The following is a 13,783-nucleotide window of genomic DNA, read 5'->3' on the forward strand; positions in this document are numbered from 1 at the left end:
CGACCGGAGAAGTCACACAATGAAGCGGCACAAAATTGCTGTCATCGCAGGAGACGGTATAGGCCAGGAAGTCATGCCCGAAGGGCTGCGCGTTCTGAAGCTTGCAGGAGAAAATTTTCAGATTGGCCTTGACCTGGAGGAGCACGACTGGGGATGTCATCAGTACGAGGCCACGGGTAGCTGGATGCCGTCCAATTGGAAGGAGCATTTGGGCGCCTGTGAGGCGATTTTCTTTGGGGCATGCGGGTGGCCCGAAACGGTGCCAGATCACGTGTCGCTGTGGGATTCGCTGCTGCGTTTCAGGCGCGAATTCGATCAGTACGTCAATTTGCGCCCCGTACGTTTAATGGCCGGCGTCGCTTGCCCATTGGCAGGCATGGCGCCGGGAGATATCGATTACTGGGTCATCCGTGAGAATACGGAAGGCGAGTATTCGTCCGTTGGCGGCCGCATGTACCAGGGAACGGAGCGCGAAATAGCGGTTCAGCAAGCCACATTCTCTCGCTATGGCGTAGATCGTATCCTGCGCTACGCATTCGACTTCGCCTCGAAGCGGTCGCGGCAGCGTCTCACGTCCGCCACCAAGTCTAATGGCATCAACATCACCATGCCGTTCTGGGACGAGCGCTTTGCCGAAGTCGCTAAAGAATTTCCGTCCGTGACGACATCGCAGTTTCATATTGACGCACTGACGATCAAGATGGTTCTCGATCCACGACGGTTCGACGTAATCGTCGCTTCGAATCTATTCGGCGACATTCTGTCTGACCTGGGCCCGGCCACGGCGGGCACCATAGGCATCGCGCCCTCGGCAAACATAAATCCCGAACGCTGCTTCCCGTCGCTGTTCGAGCCGGTGCATGGGTCGGCGCCCGACATCTTCGGAAAGCGCATCGCCAACCCGATCGCGCAGATCTGGTCCGGTGCCTTGATGCTGGAGCATCTGGGTTATGCGGAGGCGGGTGGCGCAATTCTGGAGGCGATCGAGCATGTGTTGCTGAACGGTCCTCGTACCCCCGACTTGGGCGGGGACGCGCACACCGAGGATGTAGGCGAGGCTATATGTGAGTACTTGCGTCGACGTCCATCAGCTCTGGCGTCGAGGTGAACTCATATAGGAAGTCGCGCAGACTGGACGCGGCAGGGCTCAGCTCTACGCCTTTGCGAGTGAAGATGGAGATCTGCCTGAGCACTACCGGTTCGCAAAGCGGGACGCGTGTCGCATCGAATGACTTGAGGAGGCCCGTGGAAAAAGACGGGAGCGCGGTGACGCCATGCCCCCATTTGACCATGCCGAGCGCGGTGGTCAGGTAAGCGACGGTGTACGCGGGTTGCAACACCAGGGATTTTGACCATGCCAGCAGATCGGCCTGCAGCTTCATCGTGAAGTCTACGGGCAGGCTGACGAAGGGATATTGCATGGCCTGCGCCCAGGTGACCTGCTTGCGCTTTGCCAACGCGTGGCCTATTGGGCAAATCAGTTCGATGCGATCCTTGAATAACGCTTCTTGGGTAAGTCCCTTTGGAGTTATGCGTTGCGGAGCGAGTCCAAAGTCGGCCTTGCCATTGAGAACCGACTCCAACACCTCTTCATTGGGCAGATCCGACACGCGTACATCAAGAGAGTCATATCGCTGCTTGAAGTGCGCCAACATTTTGGGCAGCAGCGCTTGGCCATATAACTGCGTACAGGCAATCGTTACAGCGCCGCGTTGCCGCTCGTGCAACTGCAAGGTGCTGTTGATGGCCTCATGCAGTTCGTCGAGCACTTTTAGTGCCATGGGATAGAAGTCATGGCCGCTGGCAGAAAGCGTCATGCGTCGGCTGGTGCGGTCCAGGAGACGAACACCAAGCTCGTTCTCAAGCTCGCGAACAAGGAGGCTGAGCGCAGACTGGGTTACGTGCAAGCGATTCGCCGCTTCCGTGAAACTGCCGGCGTCCACCACATTTATGAAAGCTCGCAACTGTTTGATGGTGACATTCATGGTTAATAACCGATTTGGTGGCTCGCAGGGTGTCGCCAGTATAGCGGGCGGAAAACAAGTCTTTAACATAATGCTCAAATCAGGAGGCAGCATTGAAATTGCTAAGTTTTATCCACCCCCAGGATGGAAGTTCGACATGGGGCGTTGTGGTCGGTGAAAGCGAGGTTGTCGAGGGCAAGGCGCTGACTGAAGGGCGCTTCACGTCTTTGCGCGAGGTGCTCGGCTCTGACTTCTTGCACAATATGGATCCCAACGCGCTGAAGCAGGCCCACACCCTGGCGCTTTCGGCGTTGACGTTACTGCCGGTGATACCGGACCCAGGCAAGATACTTTGCGTCGGCCTCAACTACGAAGAACATCGTCTGGAAACAAAACGACCGCCTACCGGCCAGCCCACGATCTTTCTTCGCGTGGCTTCTTCGCAAATCGGCCATGGTCAGGCCATTGTGGTGCCCGAAGAATCCGAGATGGTCGATTACGAGGGTGAGATTGCCATTGTTATTGGCAAAAAAGGGCGACATATTCAGGAAGAGGACGCATGGACGCATATTGCCGGCTACGCGCCTTACAACGACGTGTCGGTCAGGGACTGGCAGAATCACACGTCGCAGTGGACACCCGGAAAGAACTTCGACGCGACGGGCTGTTTTGGACCATGGCTGGTTACCAGGGATGATGTTCCCGACGGCGCGGACCTTACCCTGACGACGCGTCTGAACGGGGCCGTCATGCAGCAGGCGGGGACCTCGCAACTCATTTTCAGTATCCCACGATTGATTCAGTACATTTCTCAGTTCGCCACTCTTGAGGTCGGCGACGTAATCGTCACCGGCACCCCCGGCGGCGTCGGTTTCAAACGCACACCGCCTGTTTATTTGAAAGCGGGTGATCGTATAGAAGTAGAGGTCGAAGGGGTGGGGGTTCTGGCCAACGATGTGATTTGATTTGCTGCAGCACGGCTTTGGCTTCTGGGGTCAGACCCCATCCGGGGTCTGACCCCAGAGAAACCCTTATTGATCATCGGTTCTACCTGCGATTACGATTCGGTTCAACCTTTAAGGCACATCGGTATAACCTATCTGCTTAGGCGGTTATACCTGCCAGTGAAATCGAGGGTAGTTCATGGACATTTCTGCTGTCCCCAAACAGGCGCGCACGGCGGCGCCCACCAAAGCCGGGCGGGGCGCGCGAACGCCCTGGTCGCGTCTGCTGCACCGGGCGTTTGTCGTCCTGATGTATTTATTCATGCTGAGTCCGCTGATTTTCGTGCTGTGGCTCAGCTTCTTCAAGGATGCGATCCTTTACTTTCCGCCCTCGGGTTATACCTTTTCGTGGTATGCCAAGGCCATCACCGACTCGGCTTTCGTCAATGGCTTCCTGACGAGCTTCCAGGTCGCCGCGATCGCGTCCGTGTGCGGCGTGATCCTGGGTGTCGCAGCGGCGCTGGGCATCATCCGCTATCGTTTCCGGGGCAGCGACTCGGTCAACACCCTGTTGCTGTCGCCGCTCCTGATTCCCGGCATCGTGGCGGGCGTGGCCATATACCTGGCTTATCTGCGCGTGGAAAACGTGCTGGACATGGACGTGGTCGGAACATACGGGGGCCTGGTGCTCGCGCATATCTGCCTGACCATTCCCTGGACGGTGCGCCTGGTGTCCGCCAGCATGCACGGGCTGGATCCTTCCATCATCGAGGCGGCACGGAACCTGGGCGCTCCGCCGGGGGTGGCGTTTCGCCGGATCACCCTGCCCATGCTCCGGCCCGCCATCGTCGCGGCTTCTCTTTTCAGCTTTGTGGTGTCGTTCGAAAACCTGGAGCTGTCCCTGTCGCTGGTCGGCCCGGGACGCACCACGCTGCCGATCGCCATCATGCAGTATCTGGAATTCAATCTCGACCCCACGATTGCGGCCGTTTCGGCCATACAGATCCTGTTGCTCGGGGTGGTCATGCTGGTCACTGACCGGTTCGTAAAACTCAGTCAGGTGGTTTGAACATGGCAAAAGTAATTATCGATCGCTTGAGCAAGCAATTCGGCTCCTCCGTCGCGGTGGCCGATTTTTCACTCGAAATCGAAGACGGCGAGCTGGTCGCGTTCCTGGGGCCCAGCGGCTGCGGCAAGACGACCACCTTGCGCATGATCGCGGGCTTCATCGAGCCGACCGCGGGCACCATCCATATCGGCGACGAAGACGTCACCCACATGCCGGTGCACAAGCGCAATACGGGCATGGTGTTCCAGCGCTACGCGCTGTTTCCGCACATGACGGTCAGCGAAAACATCATGTTCGGCCTGGAAATGCACAAGATCCCAGTGGCGGAGCGCGACAAGCGCGTGAGCGGGGCGCTGGACATGGTGCGCATGACGCAATATCGGGACAGGTATCCCAGGCAGCTTTCCGGCGGCCAGCAGCAGCGTGTGGCCATTGCCCGCGCACTGGTCATCCAGCCGCGCGTCTTCCTGCTTGACGAGCCCTTGTCCAACCTGGACGCCAAGCTGCGCCTGGAAGTGCGCGAGGAAATCCGCAGTCTGCAGCGCGACCTCGGCCTGACGACGATCTTCGTGACGCACGACCAGGAAGAGGCGCTTGCCATTGCCGACCGCATGGCCATCATGTACGACGGCAAGGTGCAGCAGATCGGCACGCCCGATGCCTTGTATGAGCGGCCCGGCAACATTTTCGTGGCCGACTTCCTCGGCAAGATGAATTTCTTCGACGGATCGGTCCGTGAACCAGGCCGCTTCACCACGGCGTCCAGCCAGCAGATCGTCGTGCCCAGCGCCGGCGCGAACACGCGCAAGATAGGCGTGCGTCCGGAAAGAATCCGGCTCGAAGGCGAGCCGCAAGGGCCCAACGCCTTGTCGGGCGTCATCGATTCGGCGGTCTACCTGGGCTCCATTCTCGACGTCCGCATCAAGCTGGACACGGGCGAAGCTGTCAGTTCGCAGCTCTCCAATGCGGGCGGCCATACGCGCGGCTATGCGCCCGGCACGCGCGTGCATGCGTGTTTTCATCCTGACGACTGCGTTGTCTTTTCGGAATGAGGCCGGGTTCGATCATGGATGTCGATATCAAGGGAAATTCCGAAAAACGCCGCGGCGCCAGCCTGGCGTTTCCCGCGTCGGTGCTGGTGCTGATGATCATGATCGTGCCGATCCTGATGCTGTTCCGGTACAGCTTCAATCATTTCGACGCGTCGATGATGGTGGAAGGCTTCACGCTGGACAACTACGTCAAGTTCTTCCAGGACTCGTACTACCGGGACGTATTCTTCAGTACGGTCTACGTGGCGGCCACCTGCACGGTCCTGTCGCTGGTGCTGGGCTTTCCGGTGGCTTATTTCCTGGCCAAGACGCAAAGCCGCTATAAGAGCCTTTTCATCATCCTGCTGGTGTTTCCCTTGATGGTCGGAAACGTCGTGCGCGCGGCGGGCTGGATGGTGATCCTGGGCAATGCCGGGTTCGTGAACTTCATCGCGCAGAAGCTGGGCCTGGTGGATGCGCCCATGCAGATCATGTATACGCCGCTGGCGGTCATCATCGGCACGACCGGCGTGGTGCTGCCTTATCTGATCCTCACCCTCCAGAGCGTGCTGGAAGGCATAGACTTTTCCGTCGAGGAAGCGGCCCAGAGCCTGGGCGCGAGCTTCTTCACCGCGTTCCGGCGCGTGGTGCTGCCGATTGCCGCCCCGGGCGTGGCGGCGGGCACGCTGCTCGTGTTCATTCTTTGCATGAATGCCTATGCCACGCCGGTGCTGCTGGGCGGCACGGGCATCACCATGATGGCGCCGGCGCTTTACGATCAGATCACCAAGGCGGCGAACTGGCCGTTCGGCGCGACGCTGGCCCTGGTGCTGGTGGTCGCCACCTTGCTGATGGCGCTGTTTTCCAACTGGCTCATACACCGTCGATACGTCAAGACGATGGTGTCGTGATCAATCCAAGGTTTTGCTGAAGCTCAAGGAGTCGAGTCGTGAGTGCTGTACTTTTCAAGAATGGGAATTTGCTGGATCCGGCGCAGTCCGAGCTGCTGGAAGGCTATGACGTACTGGTCGAGGACGGCAAGGTCAAGGAAGTCTCCGACAAGCCGCTGTCTTCCGGCACCGCGCGGGTGATCGATATCGCCGGCAAGACCATCATGCCCGGCCTCATCGACCTGCATGGCCACGTGATGGCGACGCAGCTTAACCTCAGCTCCCAGGGGTTCTTGCCGGATGCGCTGGTGATGATGCGCTCGGTGCCCATCATGGCCGCCATGCTGCGCCGCGGGTTCACGACGCTGCGCGACGCCGGGGGCGCGGGGTGGGGGCTGAAATGCGCGGTCGAGGAAGACACCATCATCGGGCCGCGCCTCTTCATTTCCGGCCGGGCCTTGAGCCAGACCGGCGGGCATGGCGATCCGCGCCAGCGCTCGGATCAACTGCGCCCCATGAGCTTTTGCGGGTGCTGCTTTCGCGCCGGCGACATCGGCCGGGTGGTGGACGGCGTCGATAACGTGCGGCGTGCAGTGCGTGAGGAATTCCAGATGGGCGCGGACCAGATCAAGATCATGGCGTCCGGCGGCGTGGCTTCGCCCACCGACCCCATCGCGGCCTACGGATACTCCGAAGACGAAATCGCCGCCATTGTCGACGAGGCGCGCAGCAGGCAGACCTATGTCATGGCGCATTCCTACACGGCCGATGCGATCGAGCGCGCCGTGCGCAATGGCGTGCGCACCATCGAGCACGGCAACCTCATCGATGAACGCGTCGCGAAACTGATGGCCGAGAAAGGCGCTTATGTCGTGCCGACCCTGGTCACCTACGAGGCCCTGGCCAACGAAGGCGCAACCTACGGCCTTCCCGCGGACAGCGTCGACAAGATCGCCACGGTGCGCACGGCGGGCCTGGAATCGCTGCAGCTGTACAAGCGGGCGGGCGTCAAGATGGGATTCGGAAGCGATCTGCTCGGGCCGTCGCAGCGCTTGCAGAGCGACGAGTTTCGCATCCGGGCCGAAGTCCTGTCCAATTTCGACGTTATCCAGAGCGCCACGCTGATCGGCGCGGAAGTCCTGAACATGCAAGGGCAATTGGGGCAATTGAGCGCGGGCGCCATCGCCGACGTACTGGTCGTGGACGGCAATCCCTACAAAGACATCGCCTGCCTGCTTGGCCAGGGCGACCATATCCCTCTGGTGATGAAAGGCGGAAAGATCTATCACGATGAACTGGCCTAGAAGCCAGGGGTCAGGCAGGAGTCAGACCCCGCACGGGGTCTGACCCCACTCTGGCATTGACGGATCCTAGGGACGACCATGGCAAGCACTAATCTGGGCGTGAAGGTGGACAGCTCGATCCGGAATCGGCTGAAGAGTGCATCCGAACTGATGGGGCGTACGCCCCATTGGCTGCACAAGCAGGCGCTCATTTCCTTCCTGGAACAGATCGAGCGGGGCCATCTGCCGCAACTGCCGGGCGAAGGCGGGGACGACGGACCCGTGGTGTTTGCGGACGATGCCGAATGGCACAACGCCCCGCCCTTTTTCCTGTTCAGCCAGGATGTCCGGCCGCAATCCGTACTGCGCGCGGCCATCACGTCCGCCTACCGCCGGGCGGAACCAGAATGCCTGCCTTTGTTGCTGGAGCAGGCTCAGGTCCCCAGAAAGGACGAAGTGCGCGAGCTGGCCGCCGGTCTGGTGACGGCCTTGCGCAAGAAGCGCGTCAGCCGAGGGGTGGAAGGGCTCATCAAGGAGTTTTCGCTTTCGAGCCAGGAGGGCATCGCCTTGATGTGCCTGGCCGAAGCCTTGCTGCGGATACCCGATCGCGCCACGCGAGACGCTCTGATCCGCGACAAGATTTCCAAAGGGGACTGGAAGGCGCATATCGGCGGATCCTCGTCGCTGTTCGTCAATGCGGCTGTATGGGGCCTGCTCATCACCGGCAAACTGGCGTCCGTCAACAGCGAGCAGCGGCTCTCCAAGGCGTTGTCGCACATGATCGGAAAGGGCGGCGAGCCCTTGATTCGCCAGGGCGTCAATATGGCGATGCGGATGATGGGCGAGCAATTCGTATCGGGCCAGACCATATCCGAAGCCATCGCCAACAGTCGCAAAATGGAAAACAAGGGCTTCCGCCATTCCTACGATATGCTCGGGGAATCGGCGACGACCGCCCAGGACGCGGAGCGGTATTATCGCGCCTACGAGCTTGCCATTCATGCGATCGGCAAGGCCAGCGCGGGGCGCGGCATCTACGAGGGCCCGGGCATATCGATCAAGCTGTCCGCGCTGCATCCGCGCTATTCCCGCCAGCAGCACGACCGCGTCATGGACGAGCTCTACCCGCGCTTGCTGGAGTTGACGAAGCTGGCGCGCGAATACGACGTCGGCATCAATATCGACGCCGAAGAGGCGGATACCCTGGAGATATCGCTCGATCTGCTCGAAGCGCTGTGCGCCGAGCCATGCCTGAAGGGCTGGAACGGCATCGGGTTCGTCATCCAGTCCTACCAGAAGCGCGCGCCCTACGTGATCGACTACATGATCGACCTGGCCAGGCGCAGCCGGCGCCGCCTGATGGTGAGGCTGGTCAAGGGCGCCTATTGGGATACGGAAATCAAGCGCGCCCAGGAGGGCGGGCTGGAAGGCTATCCCGTGTATACCCGCAAGGTGTATACCGATGTCTCTTATCTTGCCTGCGCAGCCCGGCTGTTGGCGGCGCCCGGCGAAATCTACCCTCAGTTCGCCACGCACAACGCCTATACCCTGGCGGCGGTGTATCACATGGCGGGCGAGAACTACTATCCGGGGCAATATGAATTCCAGTGCCTGCATGGCATGGGCGAGGCCCTCTACGAAGAGGTGGTCGGGCCGGTATCGCAATCCAAGCTGAACCGCCCTTGCCGCATCTACGCGCCGGTGGGCACGCACGAGATCCTGCTGCCTTACCTGGTGCGGCGTCTGCTGGAGAACAGCGCGAACACCTCGTTCGTGAACCTTATCGGAATGGACGGCGTCACGACGGAGCAACTGATTGCCGATCCGGTGGAAGCGGCCAAGACACTGTGGCCGCTGGGCGTGCCCCATGAGCGCATTCCACTGCCGCGCGATCTCTACCGTGCCGGCGATGCCCGCGCGCGCTTCAACGCCCAAGGCATCGACCTGACCAACGAACACCGGCTCGGCTCGCTGGCGGCCGCGCTGGCCGGCAGCGTCAATCGGCAATGGCGGGCGGCGCCCATGCTGGGAGGCGGCGGCGACGGCTGGGATCCGGAACGGGCGGTGCCCATCGCCAATCCGGCGGATCATCGGGATATCGTCGGGTATGCGGTCGAGTCCAGTCCGGCCGATGTGGAACGCGCACTCGAGCAATCCGTGGGGCCGGGCTCGGTCTGGCAGGCCACGCCCGTCGAAGAGCGCGCCCAGTGCCTGCGCCGCGCCTCGGACATGCTGGAAGGCGACATGCAATCGCTGATCGGGCTCATCGTTCGGGAGGCGGGCAAGTCCGTGGCCAACGCCATTGCGGAAGTCCGCGAGGCGGTGGATTTCCTGCGCTACTACGCAGACCAGATCGAGCGCGGCTTCAGCAACGATACGCACCGGCCCCTGGGCACCGTCGTCTGCATCAGTCCCTGGAACTTCCCCTTGGCGCTATTCCTGGGGCAGGTGGGGGCGGCGCTGGCGGCGGGGAATACCGTCATTGCCAAGCCCGCCGAGCAAACTCCCCTGGTTGCGGCCCAGGCAGTGTCCGTGCTGCGTGCTGCCGGAGTCCCGGAAGCGGCGGTGCAATTATTGCCGGGCGGCGGCGAGACAATAGGGCAGGCGCTGGTGGCGTCGAACCTGGTGGGTGGCGTGGCGTTCACCGGCTCGACCAGCGTGGCCCGGCATATCGCACGAACGCTATCCGCCCGCTTGTCCGACCAAGGGGGAGTCATTCCGCTGATAGCGGAAACGGGTGGACAGAACGCGATGGTCGCCGATTCTTCGGCGCTGCCTGAACAGGTCGTGCTCGATGTCCTGAGCTCCGCGTTTGATTCGGCGGGGCAGCGTTGCTCCGCGCTGCGCGTGCTGTTCGTGCAGGAAGACTGCGCCGACAAGGTGCTCGACATGTTGCGGGGCGCGATGCGTGAGCTTGCCGTCGGCAACCCCGATCGCCTGTCGATCGATGTGGGTCCCGTCATCGATGCCGACGCGAAGCTGCGCATCGAGGCGCATATCGAGGCGATGCGCGAGGCTGGCTGCAGCGTGGAGCAGGTGTCCCTGCCGCCCGAGGCGCGCCATGGCACCTTCGTGCCGCCCACGCTCATCGAGTTGCACAGCATGGACATGCTGAAGCAAGAGGTGTTCGGCCCCGTGCTGCACGTCCTTCGGTACCGGCGCGAGGACATCGGCACGGTGATGGATGCCATCAACGGCACGGGCTATGGGCTGACATTCGGCGTTCATACGCGCATCGACGAGATGGTGGCGTATGTCAGCTCGCGCATCCTGGCGGGCAATATCTATGTGAACCGGAACATCGTCGGCGCCGTGGTGGGCATGCAGCCCTTCGGCGGCGACGGCCTGTCCGGCACGGGGCCCAAGGCGGGCGGGCCCCTATATCTGTACCGGCTGCTGTCGCGCCGGCCGGCGCACATGCCGGCCGGCATCGACCTTGCGGCGGGGCTGCCTTGCACATTGCCCCTGCCTGGACCGACAGGGGAGCACAATACCTACATGGTCATTCCGCGTGGCGTCGTGCTGTGCGTGGCCGCCAGCTCGCAGGGCGCGCAGCGGCAGTGGGAGGCATGCCGGCTGACGGGCAACAAGGCTTGTTTCGTGGACACCGGCGTTGCCCGCGCGGCGCTGCAGGCGCACGGCGCCGAATCGGACGGCATAAGCTGGGTCGATGCCGACCGCATCGAAACAACCCCCATCGATGCGGTGCTGTTCGAAGGAGATAGCGACGCCCTGCGGGAACTGAACCAGCGGCTGGCTTTGCGGGATGGGCCGCTTCTTGCCGTGCAGGGGCTGACGTCGGAGGCGATCCGCGACGGCGCCGGCTACCAGCCGGAACTGCTTCTGCGCGAGCGTTCCATGAGCGTGAACACCACGGCGGCGGGCGGGAACGCAAGCCTGATGGCCATAGGCTGAATCATCGAAACTGGAAATCGAAATGAGCAAACCTGACAACCCTTACATCAATTCATTGCCCGGCGAAGAAATGGGCGACCTGAACGCCAGCAAAGGATGGCGTCCGCCCGTGCCGGCAAGCAGCCGGGATCGCGGCGAAGGGCCGTTCAAGCGCATGGTGCTGCGCGGCGCCACCATCATCGACGGCACCGGCGCGCCGCCCTGGGGCCCGGTCGACGTCGTGATCGAAAACGATCGCATTGCCGCGCTGGTGGGCGTGGGGGCGTCGCTCGACACGATCAATCCGGACCGACGGCCGGCCGCCGGCGATTTCGAGGTCGATTGCCATGGCAAGTTCGTGATGCCGGGACTGGTCGATTCGCACGCGCATATCGGCACGCCATACCATTCGATGTGCGGCGTCGAGCCGCCCGCCGACTACATCTATAAATTATGGCTGGCCCACGGTGTCACGACGGTGCGCGAAATGGGAGGGCTGAACGGCCTGGGCTATACCATGCAGCAGAAGGAGGCCTCCGCCCGGAACGATATCGCCGCGCCCAATATTCTGTCCTACGCCTATTTCCCGGCGGTCAACGACAGGGTCAAGACGATCTATACGCCGGACCAGGCGCGCGATTGGGTGCGCAAGCTCAAGAATCGGGGAGCGGACGGCATCAAGTTCTTCGGCGCGCCGCCGACCATCATGCAGGCTGCGCTCGACGAGGCGGCCAAGCAAGGCCTGCGCTCGGGCTGCCATCATGCGCAGATGGCGGTGACGCGGGTCAATGCCTTGAAATCCGCGGGATGGGGGCTGACCAGTTCGGAGCACTACTATGGGCTTCCCGAAGCGCTGTTCGAGTCCCAGGTGGTTCAGCAGTTTCCCACCGATTACAACTACAGCGACGAATACTTCCGCTTTGCGCTGGCCGGCCAGACGTTCAAGCAGGCGGCCCAGCCCGGCAGCGCGAAATGGAAGGAAGTCATGGAGCGCTTCCTGGAGCTTGGCCATACCTTCGTGCCCACCTTCAACATCTATGACGCCAATCGCGACTTGATGCGCGCGCGGCGCGCCGACTGGCACGACGACTACACCTGGAAGGCGATCTGGAAGTACTTCCAGCCGCAACGCGGCGGCCACGGTTCCTACTGGTACCGCTGGAGCACGACGAACGAGATCGAGTGGAAGGAGAACTACCGCCTCTGGATGCAATTCATCAACGAATACAAGAACCTGGGCGGGCGAGTCTGCGCGGGCAGCGACAGCGGCTTCATCTTCCAGATCTTCGGCTTCGGCCTCATTCGCGAGCTCGAATTGCTGCAGGAGGCGGGATTCCACCCGCTGGAGGCCTTGCGCTCCGCCACGTCGCTCGGGGCCGAATTGCTGGGCATCGATCACGAGACCGGGTCGGTCGACGTCGGGAAACGCGCCGACCTGCTGGTCATGGATCACAATCCGCTGGAAGATTTCAAGCTTCTCTATGGCACCGGCGCATGGCGCCTGAATGACCAGACCGGCCAGCCGGAATGGGTGCGGGCACTGCGCTACACCATCAAGGCGGGCCTGATCTTCGACGTGGACGAACTTCTTGCCGACGTGCGCGAGCTGGCCGGCGACAGCTGGGGCGACGACGAAGAAAGGCCTCCCCATGTCCGTTGAGCTTTTCATCCTCGCCGGCTTCCTGGGCAGCGGCAAGACCACGCTGCTGCTCGACCTGCTGAACTCGGACAGCAGGGGCGAGACGGGCGTCATCGTCAACGAGGCCGGAGAGATCGGCGTGGACGGCGTGGTGGTGAAGGACGGCGCCGACGACATTCCCCTGACGCTGCTGTCGAACGGCTGCGTATGTTGTTCCTTGCGCAGCGGCATCGTGCTCACGGTCAGCGCCATGCTCGACGCCCCGCGACCGCCCGGCGCGCGTCCGCTGCGGCGCATTGTGCTCGAAACCAGCGGCTTGTCCCGCCCGGGTCCCATCGTGGCTTCTCTGTCCGATCCGGAGCTTGCCCGGCGCGGCATACGGGTCACCGTGATCAGCACCTACGACTGCGTGCGCGGTGCGTTGAACGTCGAAGAATTCAATGAAGCGGCGGCGCAACTGGGCGCGGCTCAGCGCGTCGTCCTGACCAAGCTCGATCTGGTCGATGCCGGCACCGAGCAGTCGCATGTCGAAGTCATCCGCGGCGTCAATCCCCTTGCCCAGATCGTGGCGGACCGGGATCGTGGCGCGGCGATTCACCAGACCTTTGCCGAAAGCGCCCCGGCCGGCGCGACCGACAGTGCCGTGGAAGCTCTGTTCGGCAGCGCGGTGGCCAAGGCGCATCCGCGCATCCACGTGATGGCCGGCACACTGAGTGCGGGCGCTTCATGGGACGACGTGGCGATGTGGCTGGATGACCTGTCTTCGATATGCGGCGATAAACTGCTCAGGGTGAAAGCCATCTTCAAGGTCATCGACTGCCGCGAGCCTATCCACATCCAAAGCGTCGGCACGACGTTTGGCACGCCGCGCCGATTGATGGGCCGCGAGGCCCATGAGGACATATGCGTGGTGATTGCCCGCGACATCGATGCGGAGGAAATCCAGGCGGCGCTGCCGCACGCGCCCGTCGTGCTAAGCCGCTCAAGTCATTCAGCCGTAGCTCAACGCAGCAGTAAGGTCTTTGCCTGACTCTGCTGCATTATTTAACTTTCTCACTACGAGGCAACC

10 protein-coding genes are annotated in these 13,783 nt (G+C 62.1%); 9 read left to right on the forward strand and 1 reads right to left on the reverse strand.

The genetic code is table 11. The features are described from left to right. Positions 1-19 precede the first annotated feature (19 nt). The gene (locus ACSBPU_RS01810; RefSeq protein ID WP_442595057.1) at positions 20-1,108 is read left to right on the forward strand and encodes a tartrate dehydrogenase; all 1,089 of its coding nucleotides are present in this window, start codon (positions 20-22) and stop codon (positions 1,106-1,108) included. On the opposite strand, the gene ACSBPU_RS01815 is transcribed toward ACSBPU_RS01810, so the two are convergent. Next, positions 1,059-1,985: a LysR family transcriptional regulator gene (locus ACSBPU_RS01815; RefSeq protein ID WP_442595059.1), complete on the reverse strand. Its 927-nt coding sequence runs from the start codon at positions 1,983-1,985 to the stop codon at positions 1,059-1,061. The genes ACSBPU_RS01810 and ACSBPU_RS01815 overlap by 50 nt on opposite strands. 92 nt (positions 1,986-2,077) lie before the next feature. Between ACSBPU_RS01815 and ACSBPU_RS01820 the strand changes: the two genes are divergently transcribed. The 8 genes from ACSBPU_RS01820 to ACSBPU_RS01855 all read left to right on the forward strand — a co-directional run bounded on the left by ACSBPU_RS01820 (position 2,078) and on the right by ACSBPU_RS01855 (position 13,744). Beyond that, positions 2,078-2,929: a fumarylacetoacetate hydrolase family protein gene (locus ACSBPU_RS01820; RefSeq protein ID WP_442595061.1), complete on the forward strand. Its 852-nt coding sequence runs from the start codon at positions 2,078-2,080 to the stop codon at positions 2,927-2,929. 184 nt (positions 2,930-3,113) lie between these two features. Next, a complete protein-coding gene (locus tag ACSBPU_RS01825) occupies positions 3,114-3,977 on the forward strand; it encodes an ABC transporter permease (RefSeq protein ID WP_442598505.1) in 864 nt (287 codons plus the stop codon). 2 nt (positions 3,978-3,979) lie between these two features. After that, positions 3,980-5,029: an ABC transporter ATP-binding protein gene (locus ACSBPU_RS01830; RefSeq protein WP_442595063.1), complete on the forward strand. Its 1,050-nt coding sequence runs from the start codon at positions 3,980-3,982 to the stop codon at positions 5,027-5,029. A gap of 14 nt (positions 5,030-5,043) precedes the next feature. Continuing rightward, positions 5,044-5,919: an ABC transporter permease gene (locus ACSBPU_RS01835; protein WP_442595065.1), complete on the forward strand. Its 876-nt coding sequence runs from the start codon at positions 5,044-5,046 to the stop codon at positions 5,917-5,919. Between the two features lie 38 nt (positions 5,920-5,957). Beyond that, positions 5,958-7,202 (forward strand): amidohydrolase family protein, encoded by a 1,245-nt coding sequence (locus ACSBPU_RS01840; RefSeq protein ID WP_442595067.1) that lies wholly within the window; start codon positions 5,958-5,960, stop codon positions 7,200-7,202. Between the two features lie 78 nt (positions 7,203-7,280). Further along, positions 7,281-11,096, forward strand: coding sequence for a trifunctional transcriptional regulator/proline dehydrogenase/L-glutamate gamma-semialdehyde dehydrogenase (gene putA / locus ACSBPU_RS01845; RefSeq protein WP_442595069.1), 3,816 nt, complete (start codon positions 7,281-7,283; stop codon positions 11,094-11,096). A 22-nt stretch (positions 11,097-11,118) separates the two neighbouring features. After that, positions 11,119-12,735 carry an amidohydrolase family protein gene (locus tag ACSBPU_RS01850; RefSeq protein WP_442595071.1) on the forward strand — a complete coding sequence of 539 codons (1,617 nt, stop codon included), beginning with the start codon at positions 11,119-11,121 and terminating at the stop codon, positions 12,733-12,735. Then, positions 12,725-13,744, forward strand: a complete 1,020-nt coding sequence (locus ACSBPU_RS01855; protein WP_442595073.1) for a CobW family GTP-binding protein — start codon at positions 12,725-12,727, stop codon at positions 13,742-13,744. The genes ACSBPU_RS01850 and ACSBPU_RS01855 overlap by 11 nt, the downstream gene beginning before the upstream one ends. Positions 13,745-13,783 lie beyond the last annotated feature (39 nt).

The sequence above is a fragment of the Parapusillimonas sp. JC17 genome (assembly GCF_052180245.1).
In the GTDB taxonomy this organism is placed as follows: domain Bacteria; phylum Pseudomonadota; class Gammaproteobacteria; order Burkholderiales; family Burkholderiaceae_B; genus Parapusillimonas.